The organism is Ramlibacter sp. G4-7, assembly GCF_057784995.1.
Window position 1 is genome coordinate 24,060 of record NZ_JBYNTT010000017.1, and the last position, 25,784, is coordinate 49,843.

22 protein-coding genes are annotated in these 25,784 nt (G+C 69.6%); 8 read left to right on the forward strand and 14 right to left on the reverse strand.

Translation table 11 applies throughout. From position 1 onward, the window contains the following. Positions 1 to 65 precede the first annotated feature (65 nt). The 6 genes from AC3EGR_RS20520 to AC3EGR_RS20545 form a co-directional block, all read right to left on the reverse strand. Positions 66 to 6,215: a FimL-related protein gene (locus AC3EGR_RS20520; RefSeq protein ID WP_488548380.1), complete on the reverse strand. Its 6,150-nt coding sequence runs from the start codon at positions 6,213 to 6,215 to the stop codon at positions 66 to 68. A gap of 62 nt (positions 6,216 to 6,277) precedes the next feature. Further along, on the reverse strand, positions 6,278 to 8,545 hold the full coding sequence (locus AC3EGR_RS20525; RefSeq protein WP_488548381.1) for a methyl-accepting chemotaxis protein: 2,268 nt from the start codon (positions 8,543 to 8,545) through the stop codon (positions 6,278 to 6,280). 20 nt (positions 8,546 to 8,565) lie between these two features. Continuing rightward, positions 8,566 to 9,096 carry a chemotaxis protein CheW gene (locus AC3EGR_RS20530; RefSeq protein ID WP_488548382.1) on the reverse strand — a complete coding sequence of 177 codons (531 nt, stop codon included), beginning with the start codon at positions 9,094 to 9,096 and terminating at the stop codon, positions 8,566 to 8,568. A gap of 26 nt (positions 9,097 to 9,122) precedes the next feature. Continuing rightward, complete coding sequence (locus tag AC3EGR_RS20535; RefSeq protein WP_171561237.1) at positions 9,123 to 9,488, reverse strand: response regulator transcription factor; 366 nt, start codon at positions 9,486 to 9,488, stop codon at positions 9,123 to 9,125. A gap of 14 nt (positions 9,489 to 9,502) precedes the next feature. Beyond that, positions 9,503 to 9,883, reverse strand: a complete 381-nt coding sequence (locus AC3EGR_RS20540; RefSeq protein WP_488548383.1) for a response regulator — start codon at positions 9,881 to 9,883, stop codon at positions 9,503 to 9,505. Positions 9,884 to 9,965: 82 nt separating this feature from the next. Beyond that, positions 9,966 to 10,118, reverse strand: coding sequence for a rubredoxin (locus AC3EGR_RS20545; RefSeq protein ID WP_488548384.1), 153 nt, complete (start codon positions 10,116 to 10,118; stop codon positions 9,966 to 9,968). Between the two features lie 119 nt (positions 10,119 to 10,237). Here AC3EGR_RS20545 and thiD point away from each other — a divergent pair, with 119 nt between their 5' ends. Together thiD and hemL are read left to right on the forward strand one after the other, a co-directional pair. After that, entirely contained in the window at positions 10,238 to 11,164 is a 927-nt protein-coding gene (thiD, locus tag AC3EGR_RS20550) for a bifunctional hydroxymethylpyrimidine kinase/phosphomethylpyrimidine kinase (RefSeq protein WP_488548385.1), read from the forward strand. Next, entirely contained in the window at positions 11,148 to 12,455 is a 1,308-nt protein-coding gene (hemL, locus tag AC3EGR_RS20555) for a glutamate-1-semialdehyde 2,1-aminomutase (RefSeq protein WP_488548386.1), read from the forward strand. Before thiD ends, hemL begins: the two co-directional genes overlap by 17 nt. Positions 12,456 to 12,481: 26 nt before the next feature. On the opposite strand, the gene purH is transcribed toward hemL, so the two are convergent. From purH to dusB, 3 genes are read right to left on the reverse strand one after another with little or no spacing between them, the layout of a single operon-like run. Then, entirely contained in the window at positions 12,482 to 14,059 is a 1,578-nt protein-coding gene (gene purH, locus AC3EGR_RS20560; protein ID WP_488548448.1) for a bifunctional phosphoribosylaminoimidazolecarboxamide formyltransferase/IMP cyclohydrolase, read from the reverse strand. Then, positions 14,050 to 14,286: a Fis family transcriptional regulator gene (locus tag AC3EGR_RS20565; protein WP_187077929.1), complete on the reverse strand. Its 237-nt coding sequence runs from the start codon at positions 14,284 to 14,286 to the stop codon at positions 14,050 to 14,052. The genes purH and AC3EGR_RS20565 overlap by 10 nt, the downstream gene beginning before the upstream one ends. Next, positions 14,283 to 15,323: a tRNA dihydrouridine synthase DusB gene (gene dusB / locus AC3EGR_RS20570; protein WP_488548387.1), complete on the reverse strand. Its 1,041-nt coding sequence runs from the start codon at positions 15,321 to 15,323 to the stop codon at positions 14,283 to 14,285. The genes AC3EGR_RS20565 and dusB overlap by 4 nt, the downstream gene beginning before the upstream one ends. Positions 15,324 to 15,450: 127 nt before the next feature. Here dusB and AC3EGR_RS20575 point away from each other — a divergent pair, with 127 nt between their 5' ends. Continuing rightward, complete coding sequence (locus AC3EGR_RS20575) at positions 15,451 to 15,921, forward strand: YqaA family protein (protein ID WP_488548388.1); 471 nt, start codon at positions 15,451 to 15,453, stop codon at positions 15,919 to 15,921. On the opposite strand, the gene AC3EGR_RS20580 is transcribed toward AC3EGR_RS20575, so the two are convergent. The 4 genes from AC3EGR_RS20580 to ychF all read right to left on the reverse strand — a co-directional run bounded on the left by AC3EGR_RS20580 (position 15,876) and on the right by ychF (position 18,238). After that, positions 15,876 to 16,058, reverse strand: a complete 183-nt coding sequence (locus tag AC3EGR_RS20580) for a hypothetical protein (protein WP_488548389.1) — start codon at positions 16,056 to 16,058, stop codon at positions 15,876 to 15,878. The genes AC3EGR_RS20575 and AC3EGR_RS20580 overlap by 46 nt on opposite strands. Before the next feature lie 79 nt (positions 16,059 to 16,137). Continuing rightward, a complete protein-coding gene (locus AC3EGR_RS20585; RefSeq protein WP_488548390.1) occupies positions 16,138 to 16,587 on the reverse strand; it encodes a DUF2846 domain-containing protein in 450 nt (149 codons plus the stop codon). Further along, the gene (locus AC3EGR_RS20590) at positions 16,584 to 16,982 is read right to left on the reverse strand and encodes a hypothetical protein (protein WP_488548391.1); all 399 of its coding nucleotides are present in this window, start codon (positions 16,980 to 16,982) and stop codon (positions 16,584 to 16,586) included. The genes AC3EGR_RS20585 and AC3EGR_RS20590 overlap by 4 nt, the downstream gene beginning before the upstream one ends. Before the next feature lie 161 nt (positions 16,983 to 17,143). Further along, a complete protein-coding gene (gene ychF / locus AC3EGR_RS20595) occupies positions 17,144 to 18,238 on the reverse strand; it encodes a redox-regulated ATPase YchF (RefSeq protein WP_488548392.1) in 1,095 nt (364 codons plus the stop codon). 43 nt (positions 18,239 to 18,281) lie between these two features. On the opposite strand from ychF, the gene AC3EGR_RS20600 reads away from it, so the two are divergent. Further along, on the forward strand, positions 18,282 to 20,078 hold the full coding sequence (locus AC3EGR_RS20600) for a sensor domain-containing diguanylate cyclase (protein ID WP_488548393.1): 1,797 nt from the start codon (positions 18,282 to 18,284) through the stop codon (positions 20,076 to 20,078). A 9-nt stretch (positions 20,079 to 20,087) separates the two neighbouring features. On the opposite strand, the gene AC3EGR_RS20605 is transcribed toward AC3EGR_RS20600, so the two are convergent. Further along, the gene (locus AC3EGR_RS20605) at positions 20,088 to 20,951 is read right to left on the reverse strand and encodes an MOSC domain-containing protein (RefSeq protein WP_488548394.1); all 864 of its coding nucleotides are present in this window, start codon (positions 20,949 to 20,951) and stop codon (positions 20,088 to 20,090) included. Positions 20,952 to 20,986: 35 nt separating this feature from the next. Between AC3EGR_RS20605 and AC3EGR_RS20610 the strand changes: the two genes are divergently transcribed. The 4 genes from AC3EGR_RS20610 (at position 20,987) to AC3EGR_RS20625 (ending at position 25,768) form a co-directional block, all read left to right on the forward strand. Beyond that, positions 20,987 to 22,120 (forward strand): FAD-dependent monooxygenase, encoded by a 1,134-nt coding sequence (locus AC3EGR_RS20610; RefSeq protein ID WP_488548395.1) that lies wholly within the window; start codon positions 20,987 to 20,989, stop codon positions 22,118 to 22,120. A gap of 77 nt (positions 22,121 to 22,197) precedes the next feature. After that, on the forward strand, positions 22,198 to 22,896 hold the full coding sequence (locus tag AC3EGR_RS20615) for a DsbC family protein (protein ID WP_488548449.1): 699 nt from the start codon (positions 22,198 to 22,200) through the stop codon (positions 22,894 to 22,896). Next, positions 22,893 to 24,644, forward strand: coding sequence for a M61 family metallopeptidase (locus AC3EGR_RS20620; protein WP_488548396.1), 1,752 nt, complete (start codon positions 22,893 to 22,895; stop codon positions 24,642 to 24,644). The genes AC3EGR_RS20615 and AC3EGR_RS20620 overlap by 4 nt, the downstream gene beginning before the upstream one ends. Then, positions 24,623 to 25,768 (forward strand): DUF3108 domain-containing protein, encoded by a 1,146-nt coding sequence (locus AC3EGR_RS20625; RefSeq protein ID WP_488548397.1) that lies wholly within the window; start codon positions 24,623 to 24,625, stop codon positions 25,766 to 25,768. The genes AC3EGR_RS20620 and AC3EGR_RS20625 overlap by 22 nt, the downstream gene beginning before the upstream one ends. Positions 25,769 to 25,784: the final 16 nt, after the last annotated feature.

Here is a 25,784-nt window from a genome sequence, read left to right on the forward strand (position 1 = left end):
CACCGAAAGATCCTTGCAAATGAAAAAGGCGCCCGAAGGCGCCTCCCATGCAAGGTGATGAAGGCTTACGCCATCACCGCCTGCGCGCAGTAGTGCTTCACCAGGCTGAGCAGCTCTTCTTCCGAGTACGGCTTGCCCAGGTAGTGGTTCACGCCCAGCTCCTTCGCATGCTCGCGGTGCTTCTCGGCGATGCGCGAGGTGATCATCACGATCGGCAGGTGCGCCAGGCGCGCGTCGCCGCGGATGTTGCGGGCCAGGTCGAAGCCGTCCATGCGCGGCATCTCGATGTCCGACAGCACCACCGAAGGAAGTTCCTCGGCCAGGCGCTCCAGTGCCTGCAGGCCGTCGGCGGCAAGCGCCACGCGGTAGCCTTCGCGCACCAGCAGGCGCTGCGTCACGCGGCGCACCGTGATCGAGTCGTCCACCACCAGCACCAGCGGCACCGCGGGGGCGGCCGGGGCGATCGGCGTGCTCGGGGTGACGACGCGCACCGCGCCTTCGCCCAGCACCTCGGGGCTGGCCTGGTCGGCGCTCAGCGCACGGGCCTGCTCGCCGTAGACCTGGGCCAGCGCCACCGGGTTGTAGATCAGGACCACGGCACCGGAGGCAAGCACGGTCATGCCCGCGAGACCCGGCAGGCGCGCCATCTGCGGCCCGAGGTTCTTCACCACCACTTCCTGGTTGCCCAGCACTTCGTCGACGTGCACCGCGACGCGCTGCGCGGCGGAGCGGAAGATCACCACCGGCAGCGTCTTGCCCTGCGGCTCGGCGCTGCGGCGCGAGGACTGCAGCAGCGCGCCCGACCAGAAGAAGGGCAGCCACTCGCCGCCGAACTCGAAGCTGCCCGTGTTGTAGGCGGCCTGCACTTCCTTCAGGCTGGCGCGGCGCACGAGTTCCACCAGGTTCGCCGGCACGCCGATCGCGAGCTTGCCCGAGCGCACCATCACCACCTGCGTGACCGCGGTGGTCAGCGGCAGCACCAGCTTGAAGCTCGTGCCGCGCCCCGCGGCGGTGGCGGTCTCGATGCGGCCGCCCAGCGCGTTCACTTCGGCGCGGACCACGTCCATGCCGATGCCGCGACCCGCCAGTTCCGTCACCTGTTGCGCGGTGGAGAAGCCGGGCAGGAAGATCAGGTTGGCCGCGTCGGCGTCCGTCAGCTGCTGGTCCGGGGTGATCAGGCCGTTCTCGATCGCCTTCTGCCGGATGCGCGCGATATTCAGGCCCGCACCGTCGTCCTGGAATTCGACCGAGACGTCGTTGCCTTCCTGGCGCACGTGGATGGCGATCGTGCCGGCGGCGTCCTTGCCCGCCGCGCCGCGCACGTCCGGCGTCTCGATGCCGTGCGCCACGCAGTTGCGCAGCAGGTGCTCGAAGGCCGGCGTCATGCGGTCCAGCACGCCGCGGTCCATCTCGATGGAGCCGCCCAGGATGTCCAGCTTCACCTGCTTGCCGCTTTCCTTGGCGGCCAGGCGCACCACGCGGTACAGGCGGTCCGAGATGCCCTCGAACTCCACCATGCGGGTGCGCAGCAGGTCGCGCTGCAGCTCGCGCGTCTGGCGGGCCTGCGCGATCAGGTCGTCTTCGGTCGCCTCCACCACGCGGTGGATGCTGCGCTGCACCGTGGCCACGTCGTTGACCGACTCGGCCATCAGGCGGGTGAGTTCCTGCACGCGGGTGAAGCGGTCGAACTCGAGCGGGTCGAAGCCCGCGGCCGTGTCCTTGGCCTGCGCCATGCGCGACTGCATCTGCGATTCGGCCTGCACCTCGATCTCGCGCAGCTGGCTGCGCAGGCGGTCCAGGTTGCCGGTGAGGTCGCCCAGCGAGCCGCGCAGTTGCTTGAGCTCGGACTCCAGGCGCGAGCGGGTGATCATCACCTCGCCGGCCTGGGTGACCAGGCGGTCCAGCAGGTGCGAGCGCACGCGCACGGCCTGGTTCGCGGTCTGGCGGGCCGCCGAGACCGCGGTGGCGGCAGGCATCGCGATCGCCGTGCGCGTCGGCGCCGGCGATGCAGGTGCGGGCGCCGGCACGTGCACGCTGGGGGCGGCAGCCGCGGGCTGGGGCGCTGGCTCTGCGCGCGGCGCTTCGGTCGGCCGGGCCTGCGGCACGGGCGCGGACGCCGCGGCGGCAGGAGCCGGGGCAGCCGGCGCGTCGGCCGGGGCGAAGCCGCCGGTGGCGCGCAAGGTGTCGAAGCGCGCCTGCATGGCGTCGAATCGCTGCAGCAGCGCCTCGATGTCGGCGGCGGCGATGTTGTCGTGGCCGAGGTATTCCACCTCGGATTCCATGCGGTGGGCCAGTTCGCCGAGTTGCAGGGCGCCGGCGAGGCGGGCGCTGCCCTTGAGCGTGTGCAGGGCGCGCAGCACCTGGTCGCGCGGCTCGCGCTGCTCGGGGCGCTGCGACCACATGCGCAGGGCGCCACCGAGCTGCGGCATCAGCTCCGCGGCTTCTTCCTCGAAGATGGGGAACAGGTCCGGGTCGATGGCATCGACGACGTCGAGTTCTTCGTCCGCGACCGCGACCAGCGGCGCGCGCTGGTGGACGGAGGCGGTCAGGCCCGCGGGCTGCGCAATCGGGCCGTGCGCGACCGGCTTGGCCGGAGCGGCTTGCTGCACAGGCGCGACCGGCTTGGTGGCCTTGGGGGCGACGAAGGCCAGGTCCTGGTCGTCCGGTTGCGGCAGTTCGCTCAGGAACTCCGACCGGGGCTCCCCTTCCGCGACCTTGAGTTCGTGCAGTTCATGCAGCAGGCGCGCGTCGGGTTCCTTGAGGAAACCGGCGGCGAACTGGTGCAGCAGGCGACGGACTTCTTCCGCCGCTGCGGTGAAGGTGCGCGCATGCTGCGGCGTGCCCTGGGCGAGGGTCTGCGTGTGCTGCAGCGCGCCTTCGAGCGCGCGTGCGATATCGGACAGCGCCTGGAAGCCCACGGTGGCGGAGCTGCCGGCCAGCGCATGGGCCCAGCCCACGGTGGAGTCCGGCACGCGCTCGTCCATCTGCAGCGCCCACTCGCTGACCTCGGTGGCCAGGCGGCGCGACCACTCGTCCGCCTCGTTGAGGTAGACGTTGTAGAGCGGGATGCCGATGCGCAGGCTGCCGATCACCTTGACCTGCTCGTCGCGCGTGTCGCCGGCGTCGGCGACTTCGGGCTCGGGCTCGAATTCGATTTCGGCCACGACCTGCGCCAGCGGCTGGGCCGCGGGCTTGGCTTCGGGCGTGCCGAAGTCGAAGTTGAAATCGTCCAGCGGCGACATGGGCACGTCGGCCGACGGCATCGCGGCGGCGCCCGCAGGGCCGGCGACCGCAGTGAGGCTGGAGAAATCGATGCCGGCGATCTCGTCGCCCGCCTGCGGGAGTGCGGCCGGCGCGGTCGCCTCGAAATCCATGGGCGGCAGGATCGCCGTGGAGGACAACTCGGGCAGATCCTGCCCGTTCGCGGCAGGCGCGGGCGACGTTTGCCCCATGGGCATGATCGCCGTCGTCCCGAACTGCGCGAACTCCGGCGGCAGCTCGTCGGCGCTCAGTTCCGCCACTTCGGTGCTCGACACCTCGGGCGCGGGCGCGACCCCCTCGGCCTCGAGCTCGAGCGGGAAATCGAAATCGTTCGAAGCGGACGCTGCCGGCTCGGCGGCCGGTTCGGCCGCCGCGGCCGCGGGCACTTCCAGCGTGAAGGCCGGGGCGTCCAGTTCCAGCGCCGGGACGACCGGCGCTTGCGCGAGCTCCGGCACCTCGGTGGCCAGCGCCTGCAGCGTGGAGAGGATGGCCAGGTCCTGGGGCGGTGCCTCGGCGAGCGGCGCAGCTTCCGCAGCTTGCGCAGCCACTGCGGCCTGCGCCGCCTGCGGGGCATCCGTCGCCGCAGGCAGCTCGATCGCCACCAGGCGCGCCTCCGTGCGCAGGGCATCGGCCGGGCCGCGGAAGGCGCCGGCCTTCCAGGCGAGGTCCTGGCCGGCCGCGATGTCGGCGATCCAGCGGGCGAAGCCTTGCAGCGCCGTCGTGGACAGCGTGCGCAGATCGTCGCTGGCCGGCTTCTGGTCGGCCAGCCAGGTGTTGAGCACCTGCTCCAGCGCCCAGGCGGCCTCGCCGAACTCGTTGAGCCCCACCATGCGCGAGCTGCCCTTGAGCGTGTGGAAGGCGCGGCGCAGCGTCGTCATCTCGCCGACGTTCTTCGGCTCCTCGGCGAGCACCTGCAAGGCGCTCAGGCCGTTGCCGACCACCTCGCGCGCTTCCTCCAGGAAGATCTCGCGAAGTTCCTCGTCGCCGTCGTCGTCACCGGTGCTCGGCGCGGCGGTGGCAACGGGCGCGACCTTGGGCGCCGCGGGCGGGACGGGCTTGCTCTCGACCGGCTTGGCGGCGGCGGGCGTGAGTTCGAGCGAAGGCAGTTCCAGCGCCGGCAGTTCGAGCGCGGGCGCGGGCTTGGCTGCAACCGGCGCGGCGACGGGCGCAGCGGCGGCAGGCGCGCTGCGCGCCACAGGCATTTCGGCGCGGCCCATCACGGCCCGCAGTTCGCCCTGGACGTCGTCCCAGACGAACAGCTTCTTGGCCAGCGTGGGCTGGTAGTTCAGCATGTCGATCAGGAAGCCGAGAGCGCCGAGGTTGGTGCCCAGCCGGTCGAAGGTGCCGGCGCCGCGCGCCTGCTCCTCCTCGATGTCCGTCGAGAGGATGTTCTCGACCGTTTCGCGCATGCGCGACACCGCGTGGGCCGCGTGGTCCAGGCCCAGGACCGAGAGCACGCCGCGCATCTGCGCGAAGAAACCCGGCGCGTCGCGCAGCGGGCCCTTGTCGGCCGGGTTGCGGAAGAACTGGTCGAGCAGCTTTTCCAGCTCGCCCATGGTGCCGCGCAGTTCCCCGACCACGCTGCCCATCGTCTGCTTGTCGCTCACGCGGCGGTACAGGTCCTCGACCCAGGACTCCAGCGGCTCGGGTGCGCCGCCCTGGGACACCTTCTTCAGGCGCTCCGCGAGGCGGCCGGTGCGCGCCGACAGCTGCTGGTCACTGGGGTCGATGTCCTGGAAGGCCGCTTCCAGGTACAGCACCGCGGTGGCGACTTCCATCGCGAGTTCCGCGGCCGGGGCCTTGCCGCTCTTGACCACGCCGTCGACGGCGCCGGACAGCACGGTCGCCAGCGGTTGCGCCGGCGGATAGAGCTTGAGCAGCGTGTCGCACAGCGAGTGGAACTGCTCGCCGACGCCCTTGATCTTGTGCGCGTCGCCGCTGGACAGCGCCGACCACAACTCCTTGGTGTTGGCGATGCGCTTGCGCAGCTGCGTGAGCAGCACGGGATCGAAGCGGCCGAAGGGGCTGCTCGCGTAATCGACGGGGCCGGACTTCTCCAGGCCGTAAGACTGGCGCACCGCGGTGAGCGCGGGCGCAGCCGCCGCATCGGCGGGGACCGCCTGGGCGCAGAAGAACACCAGGTCCTGTGCGAGACGGTCGGAGACGCTCGCGTCGCCCTTGGCCAGCGATGCGTACTGCAGCAGCACGCGCGAGGCGGCGCGCTTGACGTAGACGTCGGCGGGCAGCAGGCCGTTGGCGATCGCATCGAAGTAGCCCGCGGCCACGTGCCAGAAGGTCCTGGACTGCCTGGCTTCCTGCGACGCGGCCAGCCCCAGGCTGACCTCGACGAGGTCCTTGCCCGCGGCCGCATCGGCCGTCTTCACGATGCGCAGCACGGACTGGTCCATGCGGGCGCGGATCGCGGGGTCGTAGTTCAGTGTCGGCGCCGTGGGCGCGGCGATGTCGTTCCAGCGCCAGTCGATCGCCCACAGGTCGGTCGGGTGCGCCTGCGCCCCCGCCACGTCCTGCACGTCCTTGTACTGCGGGAACAGGGACAGCGCCGACACCTTCTTGCCGCCCAGCAGCGCTTCCAGGTATTCGGTCAGCGCGAAGCCGGCACGCTCCACCTTGGGGGCGGCCGCTTCCGTGCACAGCTCGGGGCGCTCGATGAACTTCTGCACCGCGCCTTCCATGGCGCGCAGGATGTGCGCCGGGGCGCCCAGGCCCACCATCTCCAGCGCACCCACCGCCTGGTGCATGTGCTGGCGCGCGATGCGCAGGTGGCCGGTGTCGAGGCTGGCCATGTCCTCGCCGCGCGCCTGCGCGGTCTCGCGCACGAAGCGCCGAAGCGCGGACGAAGCGGATTCGAGCGACTTGCGCAGCTCGTCCAGCACCCAGGCCAAGGGGCCCAGGTCGTTGTTCGCCAGATCGATGTCTTGGGCTGCTGCTTGCATGGATGTTCCGTCTTGCGCGCTCTGGCTTGCGGGGCCTTCCTCTGCGGCCCCGCCGGCGCTTGTTAGGCGATCTTGAACCGGGACACCGACTGGCGCAGTTCCTCGGCCATGCGGGTCAGTTCCCGCACCTGCTGCGCGGTCGAACGGGTGCCTTCACCCGTCTGCTCGGTCACCGCGAAGATGTGCTGGATGTTGCCGGCCACCACGTTGGCCGATTCGGCTTCGCGGGAGGCGGACATGGAGATCTGTTCGATCAGGTCGGCGAGGCGGCGCGACACCTGGTCGATCTCGGTCAGAGCCGTACCGGCGTTATCGGACAGCTTGGCCCCTTCCACCACGCCCTGCGTGGAGCGCTCCATGGCGGCCACCGCGTCCTGCGTGTCGGTCTGAATGGCCTTCACCAGCGCCGAGATCTGGCGGGTCGCGTCGGCGGAACGTTCCGCCAGCCGCTGCACTTCTTCCGCCACGACCGAGAAGCCGCGGCCCGCTTCACCGGCCGACGCGGCCTGGATGGCGGCGTTCAGGGCCAGCACGTTGGTCTGTTCGGTAATGTCGGAAATCAGCTCGGTGATTTCGCCGATCTCCTGCGAGGACTCGCCCAGCCGCTTGATCCGCTTGGAGGTGTCCTGGATCTGGTCGCGGATGGCGTTCATGCCGCCGATGGCGTTCTGCACCGCCTGCAGGCCGGACTCGGCGGCCTTGAGCGACTGGCGCGCCACCTGGGCCGATTCCTGCGCCTGGCCGGCCACCGTGTTGATGCGGCCCGCCATGTCCAGCACCGACTGGCCGGTTTCGCGGATCTCGCGCAGCTGCTCGGTCGAGGCGGCCAGCAGCTCGGTGGAGGTCGATTCCACCTGCGCCGTCGTCTGCGCCACCTTGGTGGCCGTGTTCTGCACGTTGCCCACCAGCTGGCGCAGCTCTTCCACCGTGTAGTTCACCGAGTCGGCGATGGCGCCGGTGATGTCCTCGGTCACGGTCGCTTCCTGGGTCAGGTCGCCCTCGGCGACCGACTGCAGTTCGTTCATCAGCCGCAGAATGGCCGCCTGGTTGGCGTCGTTCACGCGCTTGGCTTCCTGCTCCTGGCGCTCGGCCTCGTGGCGCTGCGCTTCGGCGCGTTCCTGGCGGGTGCGCGAGTCCTGCAGCTGCACGAAGGCCAGGCCGAAGGCGCACAGCACGGCGAAGGCACCGGCGCCGATCAGCGAGACCAGTTCCCAGAAGGCGAGACCGGTCTGCGTGGACAGCTTGCCCTGCAGGTCTTCCAGCGCTTTGCGCAGCGGCTCGGAGTCCGCAATGATCGAAGCCTGCGCCTCACGCGCGGAGACCAGGCCCTGCAGGTTGCCCAGGATGGCGCCGGCCTGCGTGCGGGTCTGCTCGTACAGCTGCAGCAGCGCCTGCAGGCGCTCGCGGGTCTGTTCGTCCTTGGTGCCGGCCAGGCGCAGCTCGGGGCTGCCATCCAGCAGGCCTTGCGCGATCTCCTTGAAGGAGTTCAGGTCCTTGCCCAGCAGGAACACGGCTTCCGGCGACACGCCTTCCATGGTCAGGAATTCGTTGGCCGACTTGCCGATCCGCTGCGTCAACATCACCAGCTGGCCGGCGGCGGAGATTTCCGCCGGGTTCGCGTTCTGCTGCAGCTTCAGCGAGGAGACCGTCTCGGCGATCTCCAGCAGGTCGGAGGACTGGCGGTTGATCGTGCGCAGGGCGGTGCCCACCTGCGTCAGGATCTTCTGCTGGCCCAGCACGGTCTGCGCGTGCTTCTCGGCGCGCGTGACCGGCGGCAGCACCTTCTCGTTGAGTTCGGTCTGCAGCTCGGGGCCGACGGCGGCCAGGCGCAGGTTGGCGTCGCCGTCCTTCAGGCCGCGCACGGTCTGCGCCAGCACCTGCGAGGACTCCTTCACGTCGGGGAAGGCCTGGGGCGAGCCGATCAGGGCCTGCGACACCGACTTGGCCAGGCGCTGCGACTGCATCAGCGAGTTGCCGGTACCGGCCACCTGCTGGGCGATCTTGTCGGCCTGGTTCACCGCGTAGAAGGCCACGCCGCCCAGTGCGACGAGCGCCACCGACAGCAGCGTGAAGAGCGTGCGCTGGTGCGTGGCGGCGGTCTTGCGACCCAGCAGCGGGACGCGGATCAGCTCGGCCTCGTCGACTTCCTCGGTGATCGATTCGTCGCCGATGGTGGTGTCGTTCTGCGTGCTGCCCGCCTCGATGCTGGCGGTGGTGGTGGTCGGACCGTGCGTGCCCCCGAGGCTCAGCTCCTGCGTGACGGACGGATCGACCTCGTCGTCGGGACGGTTCTTGCCGAACAGGTTCTTCAGTGAAAAGACAGCGGACATGGTGTGCCTTCGAGAGGGGTCTAAGCGCTGATGCTCAGGAATTGCGGTTGTTGTGACAGCGCCTGCAGGTTGATCTCCTGCCAGTACGCGCCGCCGGCATCGGTGTAACCGCTGCCGAAGTATTCGGGGGAGCCCTCGGGGGCGTCGTTCGAGGAGACGAAGGCGTCGGTGTTGCGCAGGCCGGCGAGGCGGTCGATCAGCAGCGCGCAGTTCACGTCGAGCAGCGCGTTCAGCGCCACCAGGCGCGACTCGGCGCGGCCCGCGTCGGAGCGCTGCACCGGGGCCTTGCCGCTCACGTAGCTGGCGAGGTCGACGACACCGTAGAGGCCGCCGCGCAGGTTCGCCACGCCCAGGAACCAGCCCTGGGTGTACGGAACCTGCTGCGTCTGCGAATACGGAAAGATCTCGCCCGACTGCGCGAGCGGGAAGAGGTACTTGCTGCCGGCCGCCTCGACGGCGAGCCAGCCTGCCTGCACACCCTCGGTGCGGGCGGCCTGCAGCCGGCTGGCCAGCCGGCTCTGCAGTTCGCGGAGAGCTTCGCGGTTGGCCATGGGAGCGTGCTACCGGTGCTGCCGCTTCAGCCCAGGGCCTTGATCTTGGCCATGAGCTCGGCGGCGTCCACCGGTTTGGTGATGTAGTCGCGCGCGCCCTGCCGCATGCCCCAGACCCGGTCGGTTTCCTGGTTCTTGCTCGTGCACATGATGATCGGCACGTCGGCGTACAGCGGATCGCGGGTGATGGCGCGCGTGAGCTGGAAGCCGTTCTGGCCGGGCATCACCACGTCCATCAGGATCAGGTCCGGCTTGTCTTCACCGAGGCGGCGGAACGCGTCCTCGGCACTCTCGGCGGTCTTGACCGAGAACCCGTTCTTCTGCAGCAGGTCGGTCATGAACATCAGCTCGGTCTTGGAATCGTCCACAACGAGCACTTTGCGGATGGCCATTGCATCTCTCCTTCTTATGTCGCACTGCCGAACTGCTGCACGGTCTGCAGCAGCTGGTCTTTCGTGAATGGCTTGGTGAGGTAGTCCTGCGAGCCGACCATGCGGCCGCGGGCCTTGTCGAACACGCCGTCCTTGGAGGACAGCATCACGACCGGAACGGCGGAGAACTTGAGGTTGCGCTTGATGATGGCGCAGGTCTGGTACCCGTCCAGCCGCGGCATCAGGATGTCGCAGAAGATCAGGTGGGGCTCGTAGTCGTTGACCTTGGACAGCGCATCGAAGCCATCCTCGGCCAGCATCACTTCGTGGCCGCCCTGCTTCAGGAAGATCTCCGCACTGCGCCGGATCGTGTTGCTGTCATCGATCACCAACACCTTCAATCCAGTGGTGCTCAATTGATGCCTCTCCTCGTTTTTTAACTTCCAAGGTGCGGCATTCCCTCCCGGGTGCGTCCCAACGCCGCGAATCGAATTCTTGTTAGATCTGGACCATCTCGAAGTCTTCCTTGCGGGCCCCGCATTCGGGGCAGGTCCAGTTCATCGGCACCTGCTCCCACGGAGTTCCGGGGGCGAGTCCGTGGTCTGGTGCACCGGCGGCTTCGTCGTAGATCCACCCGCAGATCAGACACATCCAGGTCTTGGTCGTCGTCTCAGTCACAGCTTAAAGTGCCTTCATCTAGAATGCAACGATTGTATCTAGGCCCTTTGCCTACCATCACGGTGAGGCGCCGCAGGGAAGATCACGGGCCCATGACGAATTCCACACCTATCGAGACCAAGCCCTCCGCGCCAGAGAGCGAAGAGCAGGGCCCGGCCTGCGTGCTGGTGTTCAACGCAAGCGACCCGAGCGGCGCCGGCGGCCTGTCTGCCGACGTCACTGCGATCGCATCGGTGGGCGCGCATCCACTGCCGGTCGTGACCGGCGCGTATGTGCGCGACACCGGTGAAGTCTTCGACCATTTTGCCTTCGACGAAGACGCTGTCGCAGAGCAGGCGCGCACGATCCTCGAGGACGTGCCGGTGCAGGTGATCAAGGTCGGTTTCGTCGGCAGTCCGGAGACGCTGAGCACCATCGCGGAGATCGCCGCCGACTACCCGGACGTGCCCGTCATCTCGTACATGCCGTCGCTTTCCTGGTGGGAAGAAGACGCGACGGACCTGTACGAAGACGCGTTCCGCGAACTGATGTTGCCGCAGACGACCGTGTTGGTTGGAAACCACAGCACGCTGTGGCGCTGGCTGTTGCCGGAGTGGAACAACGAGCGCAGCCCCACCCCGCGCGAACTCGCCAAGGCGGCCGCGGACATGGGCGTTCCCTACACGCTGGTCACCGGCGTGCCGCTGCCCGACCAGTTCGTGGAGAACGTGCTCGCCACGCCGCAGACGGTGCTGGCCAGCGAGAAGTTCGAGCGCTTCGACGCGGTGTTTTCCGGCGCCGGCGACACCTTGTCCGGCGCGCTGGCGGCGCTCGTCGCGGGCGGCGCCGACCTGGCGGCCGCGTCCGTGGAAGCGCTCTCCTACCTGGACCGCTGCCTCGATGGCGGCTTCCGCCCGGGCATGGGCAACGTGGTGCCCGACCGCCTGTTCTGGGCGCAGCCCGATGCCGGGGAAGCCGACGACGAGGAGGCGAGTCCCTCCGCAGTTTTCGACCTCCCCGCCCATGACATCAAACACTGACCGCAACGTCCAACTGTTCGAGCGCGCCCGCGCGCTGATCCCCGGCGGGGTGAACTCGCCGGTGCGCGCCTTCCGCGCCGTCGGCGGCACGCCGCGCTTCGTCCAGCGCGCGCAAGGCCCCTACTTCTGGGACGCCAACGGCGCGCGCTGCATCGACTACATCGGCTCCTGGGGTCCCATGATCCTGGGCCACGGCCACCCGCGCGTGCTCGAGGCCGTGCAGCGCGCCGCGCAGGACGGCTTTTCCTTCGGCGCGCCGACCGAGCGCGAGATCGAACTGGCCGAGGAGATCGTCCGGCACCTGCCCTCGGTGGAGATGGTGCGGCTCGTGAGCTCCGGCACCGAGGCCGCCATGAGCGCGATCCGCCTCGCGCGCGGGGCCACCGGCCGCAACCGCATCATCAAGTTCGAAGGCTGCTACCACGGGCATGCGGACGCCCTGCTGGTGAAGGCCGGCTCGGGCCTGGCGACCTTCGGCCATCCGACGTCGGCCGGCGTGCCGGCCGAAGTGGTGCAGCACACGCTGGTCCTCGAATACAACAACATCGCGCAGCTGGAAGAGGCCTTCGCCACGCACGGCCGGGACCTGGCCTGCATCGTGATCGAGGCGATCGCGGGCAACATGAACTTCGTGCGTGCCAGCGTCCCGTTCATGAAGCGCTGCCGCGAGCTGTGCACGCAGCACGGCGCCCTGCTGGTGTTCGACGAGGTGATGACGGGCTTCCGCGTCGGCCTGCGCGGCGCGCAAGGCGTCTACGCGCAGCAGATCCCCGGCTTCGCGCCCGACATGACCGTGCTGGGCAAGGTGATCGGCGGCGGCATGCCGCTGGCGGCCTTCGGTGGCCCGCGCGCGCTGATGGAAAACCTGGCGCCGCTGGGGCCGGTTTACCAGGCCGGCACGCTCTCGGGCAACCCGGTGGCCACCGCCTGCGGCCTGGCAACGCTGCAGGAGATCGCCAGGCCCGGGTTCTACGAGGCGCTGGCGAAGAAGACGCGGACGCTGGTGGACGGGCTGACGTCGGCGGCCGCCGCAGCGGGCGTGCCCTTCAGCGCCGACTGCGAAGGCGGGATGTTCGGCTTCTTCCTGCTGCCCCAGCTGCCGCAGAACTATTCGCAGGTGATGCAAAGCGATGCGCCGAAATTCGGTCGCCTCTTCCACGGCCTGCTCGATCGCGGCGTGTACATCGCCCCGGCGCTGTACGAGGCAGGGTTCGTGTCCTCGGCCCACAGCGACGAGGATATCGCGGCGACGGTGCAGGCGGCAAGGGAAGTGTTCGCGACCCTGGCCTGAGCTTCAAGCGTGCGGCGGTCTGCCGTTCAGTGCCGGAAGTGCCGCACGCCGCTGAACACCATCGCCACGCCGCGCTCGTTCGCGGCGTCGATGACCTCCTGGTCGCGCATCGAGCCGCCCGGCTGGATCACGCAGGTGGCGCCCGCGTCCACCACCACGTCCAGGCCGTCGCGGAAGGGGAAGAAGGCGTCGCTTGCCACCGCCGTGCCCGCCAGCGACAGCTTCGCGTGCTGCGCCTTGATGCTGGCGATGCGCGCGGAGTCGAGGCGGCTCATCTGGCCGGCGCCCACGCCCATGGTCATGCCGTCCTTGCAGAAGACGATGGCGTTGGACTTCACGTACTTGGCGACCTTCCATGCGAACAGCAGGTCCTGCAGCTCCTGCTGCGTGGGTTGCTTGCGCGTGACGACCTTCAGGTCCGACAGCGCCAGCTCGCGGTTGTCCGCGGTCTGCATCAGCAGGCCCGAGCCCACGCGCTTGATGTCCATGAGGTTCTGGCCTTTGTCCCAGGGCCGGTCGCCCCCGGGCGGCAAGGCGATCTTCAGCAGGCGCACGTTGGCCTTGCCGGCGAAGACCTGCAGCGCCTCGGGCGTGAACTCGGGCGCCATCAGCACCTCGACGAACTGCTTGGCTACCGCCTGCGCGCCCGCGCCATCGAGCGGCCGGTTGAAGGCGATGATGCCGCCGAAGGCAGAGGTGGGATCCGTCTGGAATGCCTTGGAATACGCCTCCAGCGGGTCCTTGCCGAGGGCCACGCCGCAGGGATTGGCGTGCTTGACGATCACGCAGGCGGGCGTGTCGAAGCTCTTGACGCATTCCCAGGCCGCATCGGCGTCGGCGATGTTGTTGTACGAAAGCTCCTTGCCCTGCAGCTGTTGCGCGACGGCCAGCGAGCCCGGCGCCGGATACAGGTCGCGGTAGAACGCGGCCTGCTGGTGCGGGTTCTCGCCGTAGCGCAGGTCCTGGATCTTGACGAAGCGGCCGTTGGCCTGCGCCGCGAACAGCGAGCGCGAGCCATCCGGCTGCAACGACGACAGGTAGTCGCTGATCGCCGCGTCGTAGTTGCTGATGCGGTTGAACGCAGCGACGGACAGCGCGAATTTCGTCTGCAGCGACACGGCACCGGAGGCCTTCAGCTCGCCGATCACCTTCTCGTACTGGGACGCATCGGTGAGCACCGCGACGTCCTTCCAGTTCTTGGCGCCGCTGCGCACCATGGCCGGCCCGCCGATGTCGATGTTCTCGATCGCCTCTTCCAGCGTGCAGCCGGCCTTGGCCACGGTCTGCTCGAAGGGGTAGAGGTTCACCACCAGGATGTCGATCGTGGTGATGGCGTGCCGGTGCAGCGCCGCCATGTGTTCGGGCAGGTCGCGCCGCGCGAGCAGGCCGCCGTGGATCTTGGGATGCAGGGTCTTCACCCGGCCATCGAGCATTTCCGGGAAGCCCGTGAGCTCCGCTACCTCGGTGACGGGCAGTCCCTTGTCGGCCAGCAGCTTCGCGGTGCCGCCGGTGGAGATCAGCCGCACGCCCAGCGCGTGCAGGGCCTGCGCCAGTTCGGCGATGCCGGTCTTGTCGGAAACGGAGATGAGGGCGTTCATTTCAATAACTTGTGTTCGATCAGCTTTTTCCGCAGCGTGTTGCGGTTCAGGCCCAGCCATTCCGCCGCGCGTGACTGGTTGTTGTCGGCCTTGGCCATGACCACCTCCAGCAGCGGCTTCTCCACCACCTTCACCAGCATCTCGTACATGCCGTCGGGCTCGGTTCCGCGCAGGTCGCGGAAATAGCCTTCCAGGCTCGCACGGACGCACTCCTCGATGTGCTTCTTGCTCATGTTTCGTTCTCGGCAAGCTCCTCCACCCCCGCGGCGGACGCGACCGGCATGCGGTCCATCCGGGCCGCGAGGCCCTCGAAGAAGCGGTCGACCGCGGACAGCTGCGTCGTGCTGTCCTCGATCGCGTTCATCTCCGCGCGGAACGCCTCCCCTCCAGGAAGCGCTCGCACGTACCACCCGATGTGCTTGCGCGCGCTGCGCACACCGGTGAATTTCCCATACAGCGCGTAATGGTCCTGCAGGTGGGCGGCGAGCGCGCGCTGCACCTCGGCCACCAGCGGCGGCGCGAGCTCCTTACCCGTGGCCAGGAAGTGCACGATCTCGCGGAAGATCCAGGGTCGCCCCTGGGCCGCGCGGCCGACCATCACCGCGTCGGCGCCGGTGGCCGCGAGCACCTCGCGCGCCTTGCGTGGCGACACGACGTCGCCGTTGGCCACCACCGGGATGCCCACTGCCGCCTTCACGGCCGCGATCGTGGCGTACTCCGCCTGGCCCTTGTAGCCCTGCTCGCGCGTGCGGCCGTGCACCGTGAGCATCTGCACGCCGCAGTCCTGGAAGGCGCGCGCGAGCGCCACCGCATTGCGGTGGTCCGCCGACCAGCCCGTGCGCATCTTCAGCGTGACCGGCACCCCATGCGGCGCGCACGCGTCCACCACGGCTTGCGCGATCGCCACGGCGAGCGGCTCGTCCTGCATCAGCGCGGAGCCGGCCCACTTGTTGCACACCTTCTTGGCCGGGCAGCCCATGTTGATGTCGATGATCCGGGCGCCGCGCTCGACGTTGTAGGCGGCCGCCTCGGCCATCATCTGCGCGTCCGTGCCGGCGATCTGCACGGCCACGGGGCCGGGCTCGCCGTCGTGGTTGGCGCGGCGCGACGTCTTCAGGCTGTTCCAGAGCTCCTTGCGCGAGGTCACCATCTCGCTGACCGCGTAGCCGGCGCCGAAGGCGCGGCACAGCTGGCGGAAGGGCCGGTCCGTCACTCCCGCCATCGGCGCCACGAACACGTTGTTCGCGAGGGTGTAAGGGCCGATGCGCATGGGAGGGATGGGAGGGCTGCCGAAAAAAGAGGCACGATTGTAGGCCCGGGACGTTTCAGTGTCTGAAATCGCTCCTTGCGACAGATCAAGCCAATGGCCCTCGCCGGCCCGATATCATGCGCGCGCAATGCCTGCCTGGATGGAAACACTGTTCGCGCTGCTCGCGCTGCCGCAATACGGCCTGAGCACGCTCTTCGTCGCCGCCTTCATCTCGGCGACGCTGCTGCCCATTGGTTCGGAGCCGGCGCTGTTCGGCCTGCTGAAGCTCAACCCCGACCTGTTCTGGAGCGCCATCGTCGTGGCGACGATCGGCAACACCCTGGGCGGCATGCTCGATTGGTGGATGGGTTACGGCACGCACCAGGCGGTGGACAAGTACCGCCATTCCAGGACCCACCTGAAGGCGCTGGATTTCCTGGAAAAGCTCGGCCCCAAGGCCTGCCTGCTCGCCTGGCTGCCCATCGTCGGCGACCCGCTGTGCGCCGTGGCCGGCTGGCTGCGGCTGCCCTTCTGGCCCTGCACGGCCTACATGCTGGTGGGCAAGTTCCTGCGCTACATGGTGATGACGATGGCGCTGCTCTGGATGTTCCCGCACTGAACGTCGTCGCCGGTCGCCGGCGAAGCCGCCAGCACGACGGCGAACACCAGCGCGAGCAGCAGCGCATACAGCAGCAGCTCGTAGCAGTACACCGCCCGCTGGCGCAGGCGCAGAAGGAAGCGGTGGCTGGGGGTCATGGGCGGCTCCGGTCCGCCCATGATGGAAGCGGCCGCGCGCGATTGCAGTGAGATCTGCACGCGCGCGCGGCGAAGGGCTTCAGCGCGCGGCGACCGAGCCGGTGTAGCTCAGGGAGTTGAGTTCGTCCAGCGCCTTGGCGCGGTTCTCCGGCTCCAGCACGACGCGGCCGGCGACGATGCCCAGGCCGACCGACGAGCGGATGTACTTGGTCTCGCCGGCCTGCAGCGTGAACGACAGCGTCTTCTCCGTTTCCGTGCTGCTGCTGGCCACGTAGCTGCCGGCGGGCCGGTCGACGTAGAAAAAGCCGCCCGGCTTGGACGCGCCGACCACCTGGCCATTGAGGCGGATGTCCGGCTGGATCGCCGCGCCCACCATGGAGGACGTGCGATAGAAGTAGATGCGGCCCTGGCCCGCCTTCAGGCTGGGCATGCTGGCGGCCATCTGGTCGTGCTTGACGCCGCTGGCGGCGCAGCCGGCCAGGGCCACGACGGTGCCCAGCAGGGCGAGTTTCAGGAAGTGACGTTTCATCGGAATGCTCCTCCTTCGAGCGGGAATGGAATGGGTTGCTCCAGGCCGGCGTAGTGGTCCTCCCCCGGGAGCCAGAAACCTTGCAGGGCACCGCCGCGCAGCACCAGCCAGGCCTCGTGCATGTGCCGGCCCTCGATCGCGAAGACGGTGTTCAGCGGCTGGTAGACGGTGCCTTGCGCCAGCGAGCCGACCGCCTTCCAGCGGCTCTGTCGGGGCACCGTGCGCGTATAGCCGGTGGACAGCCGCACGGGCAGGTCACTTGCCGCGACGATCTCCGGCGCGGCGTGCGTGAGCGGTGCCAGCTGCGCTGGCACCACCTTCACCTCGGCCGCGCAGCCGGCGAGCAGCGCAAGCGCGAGCAGTGCCGCGGCGCGGCACGCGTTCGGGATGGACACGGGACCCCTCCTCGTTGCTTGTTGTTCTTCTCCTGCTCTGCGGCAGGTGGGCGCAATCTACCGGGCCGCGCACGCGGCTGGCAAGAAGGGGAAGGAGTTTTCGTGGCGAGACGGCGACAGGAAGGCCGCCCGTCGCGGCAGGTCACGCGTTCGCCGGGGCCTCAAACATTGAACAGGAAGTTCATCACGTCGCCATCCTTGACGACGTATTCCTTGCCTTCGCTGCGCATCTTCCCCGCGTCCTTCGCGCCCTGCTCGCCCTTGAGCGCGACGTAGTCCTCGAAGGCGATCGTCTGCGCGCGGATGAAGCCGCGTTCGAAGTCGGTGTGGATCACGCCCGCGGCCTGGGGCGCGGTGGCGCCGATGGGCACGGTCCAGGCGCGCACTTCCTTCACGCCGGCGGTGAAGTAGGTCTGCAGGCCCAGCAGCGTGAAGGCCGCGCGGATCAGGCGGTTCAGGCCGGGCTCCTCCTGGCCGATCTCGGCGAGGAACATCTTCTTGTCCTCGTCCGGCATGTCGGCGATCTCGGACTCGATCTTGGCGCAGATGGCCACCACCGGCGCGTTCTGCGTCGCGGCGTATTCGCGCAGCTTGTCGAGATAGGGATTGTTCTCGAAGCCGTTCTCGTCGACGTTGCCGACGAACATCGCCGGCTTGGCGGTGATGAGGAACAGGGGCTTGAGCAGCGCCTTCTCCTCGTCGGTCAGCTTCAGCGTGCGCACCGGCTGGCCCTGGTCCAGTGCCGCCTGCACCCTGGGCAGCAGCTGCACCATCTTGGCGGCCTCCTTGTCGTTGCCCGACTTGGCGGCCTTGGTGTAGCGCGCCAGCGTCTTGTCCACCGTGCCCAGGTCGGCCAGGCACAACTCGGTCTGGATCACTTCGATGTCCGACACCGGATCGACGCGGCCCGCGACGTGGATCACGTTGGCGTCGTCGAAGCAGCGCACGACGTTGACCACCGCATCCGTCTCGCGGATGTGCGCCAGGAACTGGTTGCCCAGCCCTTCCCCCTTGCTGGCGCCCGCGACCAGCCCGGCGATATCGACAAACTCGACAATGGCTGGCACGATGCGCTCGGGCTTGACGATCGCGGCCAGCTGTCCCAGCCGCGGATCGGGCAGTTCCACCACGCCGACGTTGGGTTCGATCGTGCAGAAAGGGTAATTCTCGGCGGCGATACCCGCCTTCGTCAGGGCGTTGAACAAGGTGGACTTGCCCACGTTCGGCAAGCCCACGATCCCGCACTTCAAACTCATGTCAGCACCCGTTAGCGAAGCCCGAAAGTGTATGCCATGGGGGATGGCCCGGCTGCTGGGGGCTTTCTGCGCGGTGCTGTGGTGCCTGCACGCCGCCGCGGCGGAGGCCCCGCCGGCGACCGTGCTGCGCGACGCCATGGGTGCCGTCGATGCCCAGGTCCTGGCCCGCAGCTGGGTGGACGCGGACGGCGACGCAACGCTGGCGCAGGTGCTGCACGCGCCGCCGGCCCGCTTCGCACCGGGGCAGCCCGGCGCGATCCACCACCTGCCCGCGCAGGGCGCGCTGTGGCTGCACCTGCGCCTGCAGCGCGGGGCCAGGGAGCGGCAGGACTGGCTGCTCAAGTTCCCGATGCCGCTGCTGGACCAGGTGACCGTGTACCAGACCGATGGCGCCCAGTGGCGCGCGGAAAGCGCCGGCGACACGCTCGCGGTCGCCAGCTGGCCCGAGCGCGGCCGCTCCCCCTTCTTCCGGCTCGAGCTGCCGCCCGGCGAGGCGCGCGACGTGTTCGTGCGCATCCAGCACGCCACGCCGGCGAATTTCCCGCTGGAGCTGGCCACGGAGGCGCACCACACCGAGCGCGTGCAGGCGGAGTACCTGGGCCTGGGGCTGGCCTTCGGCGCGCTGCTGCTGCTCATTGCCGGCTGCCTCGCCCTGGCCTGGGCGTACCGCGACGCCGGCTTTGCCTGGTACGCGGGCTATGCGGCCCTCACCACGCTGGCGGTGGCCTCGTACACCGGCATGGCCGGCCAGTTCCTCTGGCCCGGGTCCGGCCTGCTGCAGGACGCGCCCACGACCATGCTGGCCTGCGCCGCCGTCGGCACGGCCATGCTGTTCGTGCGCAAGACCCTGGGCCTGCGCAGGCGCCTGCCCTGGCTGGACCGGTGGACGCTGGTGCTCGGTGCCGCCGGCCTGCTGCTGGCCCTCGTGCCCGTGCTGGTCCCCAAGTCCATCCACATCCCGCTGGTGGGCGTGTACCTGTGCCTGGCCAGCGTCTCGGCACTGCTCGTTTCCGTGCTCGCCTGGTGGCGCGGCGACGGGGTCGCGCGCTGGGTGCTCGCCGCGCAGTTCCCGCTGGTGGCCGCGCTCGTCGCGAGCGTGTCGAGCGCGCTGGGATGGGGAGCCGTGCCCTTCGTCTCGCAGTACGTGGTGGTGGCGGGGATCGCGGCCGAGGTGCCGCTGATGCTGGTGGCCCTGTTCATCCGCTCGCGCGACCGCCACGGCGCCGAGGTCCGCGAGCAGGCGCTGTCCACGCACGACGCGCTCACCGGCCTGCTCGCGCCGCATCTCTTCACCGACCGGCTGCGCCAGGTCGTCGCCCGCTTCCGCCGCGACGAGGAGAACGCGGCGATCATGTACATCGACCTGGTGAACCACGCGCGCATCCGCGAGTACTTCGGCAGCGCGGTGGCCGAGCAGAGCCTGCTGCGCAGCGTGATCAAGCTGCGCCGCCTGCTGCGCGACGTGGACACGGTCAGCCGGGTGGGCGAGGCACGCTTCGGCGTCATCCTGGAAGGCGCCGGCGCGCGCAGCTCGGTCACGGAGCGCGCCACGCGGCTGATCGCCGCCGGCCTCATGCCCTTGCCCGGCCTCAAGCCGGACGTGACGCTGCAGTTCCACATCGCCGCCCTGCTCCTGGCCGAGCGGCCCATGGAAGCGGAGGAGATCCAGGGCGCGCTCGCCGGCCAGCTCGCGCGCATGTCGCCGCGCACGCGCCGGCCGATCCGCTTCATCCAGCCGGAGCAGGCCGAAGCGTCCGAGCCCGGCGATTCCGCGCTGTTCACCGAGGCCGGTGCCGCCGCGTCCGCTGCCGGCGACTCGCAGTTCGCGACCGCGCCGTGAGCGCAGCGTCTAGTCGAACTTGAAGTTCGCGCTGGCGGCCTGGCCCACCCGCAGGGTCTGGTCCAGCCCGTCCACGACGATCGCGTTCATGCCGAAGCTGATCCCGCCGCCGACCGCGGCGTTGCGGCGGTAGCCCTGCAGCGTGTCGGTGACGATCGGATCGCTCTCGGCCGTGGCCGGGTCGATGTTGGGGATGGGGCAGCGGGCGCAGGGCTTCACGGGCCGCAGCTGCACCTCGCCGCCTTCGGTGGCAATGCGGATGAGGTCCAGCCTGTCCTCGTCGTGCGCCTCCACGCCTTCCAGCAAGAGGTTGGGCCGGAAGCGCTCGATGCCCACGGGAGCGTGGCCGCCCGCGGCCAGCTTGGCATTGAGCTGCTCCAGCGAGGCCGTGCTCGCCACCAGCAGCGGATAGCCGTCGCTGAACTGGTTCAGCGCCTCGGCACCGCCGGTCCACTGCAGGCTGGACAGGCGCCGGTGCTCGGGGTCGAAGCGCACCAGCCGCAGCTTGCGCCCCAGGAAATCCGTGAACCACTGGGCGGCCACGTCGCCCATGTCGAACGCCGGCACCTCGTCGTCCCAGAGGCGCACGCGCATGGGTTCCTCGACCGTGTCCATGGACAGGTGCAGCGCCAGCATGCCCGGTGCGCGCAGCACCACCTCGTGCACCTTGAGCTGGGGTTTCACCAGCGCCATGCGGGGCAGCTCGCGCTGGGTGACGCCGGCGCCGGTTTCGTCCACCACCATCCAGGCGCGGTCCAGGTCCAGGCCGGTTTCCGTCAGCAGGGCCTCGCGCACTTCCACCCCGGCGCAGGACTTGACCGGATAGACGAACAGGCGGGCAAGGCGGGCGGTCACGTCGGGGGCTTGGCTCATGGGCAGGGATTGTGCCCGGCTCCTACAATCCCTCCATGGCCGCCCCCTATGACGTGTGTATCCGCGGCGCCGGCATCGTGGGCCGCACCCTGGCCCTGCTGCTTGCGCGCGACCGGCTGCGCGTCGGCCTGGTCGACGCACAGCCCGCGCCCGCTTCCGGCCATGGGGACGTGCGCGCCTATGCGCTCAATGCCGCCTCGCGCGAGCTGCTGCTGGGCCTGCGCGCCTGGCCCGACGACCAGCACGCGACCGCCGTGGCCGCCATGCAGGTGCGCGGCGACGACGGCGGCCACGTCCGCTTCTCGGCCCAGGACGAACAGGTGCCGGCGCTGGCCTGGATCGTCGACGTCCAGCCTCTGCTCGCGCGCCTGGCCGAAGCGGTGCGCTTCCAGCCGCGCATCGAGCTGCTGGCCGCGCCCGCGCCCGCCGCGCTGACCGTGGTCTGCGAAGGCCGCGCGAGCAGCACGCGGGCGGAGTTCGGCGTGCCGTTCGAGGTCACGTCCTATCCGCAGCGCGCCATCGCGGCGCGGCTGGAGTGTGAAAAACCGCATGGCGGCGTGGCCCACCAGTGGTTCGAGGAAGGCAACGTGCTCGCCCTGCTGCCGCTGGGCGGCGCGCAAGGGAACTCGGTGGCGCTGGTCTGGTCCGTGAAGGAGCCCCGCGCCGACGAGTTGCTGGCCCTGCCGGCGGGCGACTTCGAAGCCAGGCTGATGGCGTGCACCGGCGCGGAACTGGGACGCATGACGCTGGCCAGCGAACGCATGGCCTGGCCGCTGCAGCGCGCGAATGCGCAGCGCTGGGTCGGCCCGGGCTGGGCGCTCGCGGGCGATGCTGCGCACAACGTGCACCCGCTGGCCGGCCAGGGCCTGAACCTGGGACTGGGCGACGCCGAGACGCTGGCGCGCGTGCTGCACGACCGCGAGTACTGGCGCAGCCTGGGCGACGAGAAGCTGCTGCGCCGCTACGAGCGGGCGCGCAAGATGGACGTGCTGGCCATGGCCTGGACGACGGACGGGCTGCAGCAGTTGTTCGCGCAGTCGGCCGAGCCCTGGTCCTGGCTGCGCAACTGGGGCATGCGCGGCTTCGACCGCAGCGGGCCGGTGAAACGCTGGGTGGTGCGGCAGGCAATGGGCCAGGGCCGCTCGCTTTTGAGAACGGAAAGAACATGAACGCGAATGCGATGCGGATCGCGCTGGCTGCGGCGCTGCTGGGAGCCGGGCTGGTGGCGGGCGCCGCCGAAAAAGACATGGCCCCGACGGCCGCCAATGCGGCACGCTCGGTGCCGCCCGCGGTGGAAAGCGCCTTGCGCAGGAACCTGCCCGAGCGCATGCCCAACTTCCCGCGCATCGACGAGATCAACCGCACGCCCATGGCCGGCATCTACGAGGTGCGCATCGGCACCGAGCTGTTCTACACGGACGCCGAAGGCAACTACATCCTCAGCGGCGAGATGATGGACACGCGCAACCGCGTGAACCTGACCGAGCAGCGCATGGACAAGCTGCTGGCGATCGACTTCAGCCAGCTGCCGGTCAAGGACGCCTTCACCATCGTGCGCGGCAACGGCAAGCGCAAGCTGGCGGTGTTCGAGGACCCGAACTGCGGCTACTGCAAGCGCTTCGAGCGCGACCTGCAGAAGATCGACAACGTCACCATCTACATGTACCTGTACCCGATCCTCGGCCCGGACTCGGTCGAGAAGAGCAAGGCCGTGTGGTGCGCCAAGGACCGCGGCCGCGCCTGGCTGGACTGGATGGTGCGCAGCGAGGCGCCGGCCAAGGCGGACGGCTCCTGCGACGTTGGCGTGCTCGCGCGCAACACGGAGTTCGGGCGCAAGTACAAGATCACCGGCACGCCGACCCTGATCTTCGCCGACGGATCGCGCGTCCCCGGCGCCATCGGCGCGGCGGAAGTCGAGAAGATGCTGGCGAACGGCGGGAAGTGATCGCGCGTCCGGCCGGCCCGCACTACCGGGTCGAGGCGGCGGATCCCGCCGCCCACCTCTTCCACGTCACGCTCACGGTGCCGCAGCCGCAGGCGGGGCAACGCGTGTCGCTGCCCGCGTGGATCCCGGGCAGCTACCTGCTGCGCGAGTTCGCCCGGCACCTGCAGAAGCTGAGCGCGCGCCAGGACGGCAAGCCGGTGGCGATCCAGCAGCTGGACAAGTCGACCTGGCAGGTGGACTGCGTGCCCTCCAACCCGCTGGTGCTCTCCTACGAGGTCTACGCCTTCGACAACTCGGTGCGCACGGCCTGGCTCGATTCGCAACGCGGCTTCTTCAACGGCACCAGCCTGTGCCTGCGGGTGCACGGCATGGCGCAGGAGCCGCACGAGCTGGAACTGGTGCCGCCGCGCGCCTACCCGCACTGGGAGGCGGCGACCGGCCTGGAGCCGCTGAAGACCGGCAAGCGCGGCTTCGGCACCTACCTGGCGCAGGACTACGACGAACTGGTCGACTGCCCGGTGGAACTGGGCCCCTTCTTCAGCGCCGAGTTCCGCGCCTGCGGCGTGCCGCACCGGCTGGTGGTGGCGGGCGCGACCGAATCCTTCGACGCGGATCGCCTGATCGCGGACATGCAGAAGATCTGCGAGGCGCAGATCCGCTTCTGGCACGACCGGCGCAAGCCCCCGTTCAAGAGCTACCTGTTCCTGCTCAACGCCATCGACGACGGCTACGGCGGGCTGGAGCACCGCAATTCGACCGCGCTGATCTGCTCGCGGCGCGACCTGCCGCGCGTGGGCGACGCCCGCATGGGCGAGGGCTACGTCACGCTGCTGGGCCTCATCAGCCACGAGTACTTCCACACCTGGAACGTCAAGCGGCTGCGCCCGGCGGAGTTCGCGCACTACGACTACAAGCAGGAGAACTACACCCAGCTGCTGTGGTTCTTCGAGGGTTTCACCAGCTACTACGACGACCTGCTGCTGCGCCGCGCGGGCCTCATCGACGATGCGACCTACCTCAAGCTGCTGACCAAGACCTGCAACCAGGTGCTGCAGACGCCGGGCCGCGAAGTGCAGTCGGTCGCGCAGGCGAGCTTCGACGCCTGGGTGAAGTACTACCGGCAGGACGAGAACACGGCCAACGCCACCGTCAGCTACTACACCAAGGGCGCGCTGGTGGCCCTGTGCTTCGACCTCACGCTGCGCCAGGAAGGGCATGCGAGCCTGGACGAGGTGATGCGCGCCCTGTGGCAGCGCTGCAAGGCCGGCCCGATGGCCGAAGCCGATTTCGCCTCCGTGCTCAAGGAGCTGGGCGGCCGCGCCTACACCCGCGAGCTGGCCGCCTGGGTGCACGGCACGCGGGAGCTGCCGCTCAAGGACCTGCTGGAGGCGCACGGCATCTCCGTCATGGAGGAGCCCGCGCAGCTGCAGCAGCGCCTGGGCGTGCGCGTCACGGAGAACGCGGGCGTGGTCCTGAAGAACGTGCTGCGCGGCGGCGCCGCGGAGCAGGCAGGCTTTGCCGCCAACGACGAATGGGTGGGCGTCGAAGTCGCGGGCAGCGCCTGGCGCCTGGGCAAGCTGGACGACCTGATGCTGTACGCGGGGTCGCACCGCCGGGTCACCGCGATGGTGGCGCGTGACCGCCGCCTGCTGCGGCTGGACCTGGCCGTTCCGGCGGCCGTCACCACCTGGCGGCTGGTGCTGCGCGACCCGGCGAGGGCGCAAACGTGGTTCGGCCCGCAAAGCTGACGCTCGCGCTGCTCAGCGCCGCGGTGGTGGTGGGCCACGTGCTGGGACTGGAGTGGATCTCGCGCCAGGCCGACCAGATCTCCGGCCTGCCCCTGATGGCGCCGCCCATGTACACGCGCATGCTCAAGCCCGCCGCGCCGCCGCCGGTGCCGGTGGCGACCGCGACGGTTGCCAAGCCCAAGGCGCGCGCGGCGCCCCAGCCCCGGCCTCCTGCATCTTCGGCGGAGGAACTGCGCCGCAAGAAGGAAGCGCAGGAGCAGGCGCGCGCGCAGCGCGAAGCCGAGGAACGCGAGCGCGAGGAGGCGCAGGCGCGGGTGGAGGCGGAGGAACGCGCGCGGCAGCAACAGCTGGCGCAGGCGGCAGTGCCGGCGGCTTCCGAGCCGCAGGTGGCGGCGTCCGCCGCGACGGCCCCGGCGAGCGCCGCGTCAGCGCCGGCAAGCGCCGCGGCCAGCGCGCCGTCCACGTCCAGTGACACCGCGGCCCTGGACGGGTGGCCCGTGGACACCCGCCTCAACTACGTGCTCACCGGCCGCTTCCGCGGACCGCTCTACGGCGACGCGCGCGTGCAGTGGCAGCGCGAAGGCAGCAAGTACCAGGTGCGCCTGGACGCGAACATCCAGGTCTTCGGCACGCAGGTGCTCACCAGCCAGGGCGAGGTCACGCCCGACGGCCTGATCCCGCGCGCCTACGAGGAGCTGCGCCCGGGCAAGCGGCGCACCGCGCAGATGGGCGACGAAGTGGTGATCCTCGAGAACGGCCGCACGGTGCCGCGCCCGCCGGGGGTCCAGGACACCGCCAGCCAGTTCGTCGAACTGAGCCAGCGCTTCGCCAGCGGGCGCGAGGTGCTGGAGGTGGGGCGCAGCGTGAAGGTCTGGCTCGCGCGGCCGGGCGGCGTCGACGAATGGGTCTACGAGATCGTGGGCAAGGACCAGTTGCATACCGGCAAGTTCGGCACGGTGGAAGCCTTCCACCTCAAGCCGCGCCAGCTCACCAATCCGCGCGGCAACATCAACGTGGAGATGTGGTTCGCACCCAGCCTGCAGTACCTGCCGGCCCGCATCCGGATCGTGATGGGCGAGGACGCGTATCTCGACCTGATGGTCGACCACATCGAGCAGCGCTGAGGATCGCGCGGGGCCG

Coding starts and splice junctions, on each gene's coding strand:
- AC3EGR_RS20520 (WP_488548380.1), bottom strand. CDS start 6,215: ATGCAAGCAGCAGCCCAAGACATCGATCTGGCGAACAACGACCTGGGC.
- AC3EGR_RS20525 (WP_488548381.1), bottom strand. CDS start 8,545: ATGTCCGCTGTCTTTTCACTGAAGAACCTGTTCGGCAAGAACCGTCCC.
- AC3EGR_RS20530 (WP_488548382.1), bottom strand. CDS start 9,096: ATGGCCAACCGCGAAGCTCTCCGCGAACTGCAGAGCCGGCTGGCCAGC.
- AC3EGR_RS20535 (WP_171561237.1), bottom strand. CDS start 9,488: ATGGCCATCCGCAAAGTGCTCGTTGTGGACGATTCCAAGACCGAGCTG.
- AC3EGR_RS20545 (WP_488548384.1), bottom strand. CDS start 10,118: ATGTGTCTGATCTGCGGGTGGATCTACGACGAAGCCGCCGGTGCACCA.
- thiD (WP_488548385.1), top strand. CDS start 10,238: ATGACGAATTCCACACCTATCGAGACCAAGCCCTCCGCGCCAGAGAGC.
- hemL (WP_488548386.1), top strand. CDS start 11,148: ATGACATCAAACACTGACCGCAACGTCCAACTGTTCGAGCGCGCCCGC.
- AC3EGR_RS20565 (WP_187077929.1), bottom strand. CDS start 14,286: ATGAGCAAGAAGCACATCGAGGAGTGCGTCCGTGCGAGCCTGGAAGGC.
- dusB (WP_488548387.1), bottom strand. CDS start 15,323: ATGCGCATCGGCCCTTACACCCTCGCGAACAACGTGTTCGTGGCGCCG.
- AC3EGR_RS20575 (WP_488548388.1), top strand. CDS start 15,451: ATGCCTGCCTGGATGGAAACACTGTTCGCGCTGCTCGCGCTGCCGCAA.
- AC3EGR_RS20580 (WP_488548389.1), bottom strand. CDS start 16,058: ATGACCCCCAGCCACCGCTTCCTTCTGCGCCTGCGCCAGCGGGCGGTG.
- AC3EGR_RS20585 (WP_488548390.1), bottom strand. CDS start 16,587: ATGAAACGTCACTTCCTGAAACTCGCCCTGCTGGGCACCGTCGTGGCC.
- ychF (WP_488548392.1), bottom strand. CDS start 18,238: ATGAGTTTGAAGTGCGGGATCGTGGGCTTGCCGAACGTGGGCAAGTCC.
- AC3EGR_RS20600 (WP_488548393.1), top strand. CDS start 18,282: ATGGCCCGGCTGCTGGGGGCTTTCTGCGCGGTGCTGTGGTGCCTGCAC.
- AC3EGR_RS20605 (WP_488548394.1), bottom strand. CDS start 20,951: ATGAGCCAAGCCCCCGACGTGACCGCCCGCCTTGCCCGCCTGTTCGTC.
- AC3EGR_RS20610 (WP_488548395.1), top strand. CDS start 20,987: ATGGCCGCCCCCTATGACGTGTGTATCCGCGGCGCCGGCATCGTGGGC.
- AC3EGR_RS20615 (WP_488548449.1), top strand. CDS start 22,198: ATGGCCCCGACGGCCGCCAATGCGGCACGCTCGGTGCCGCCCGCGGTG.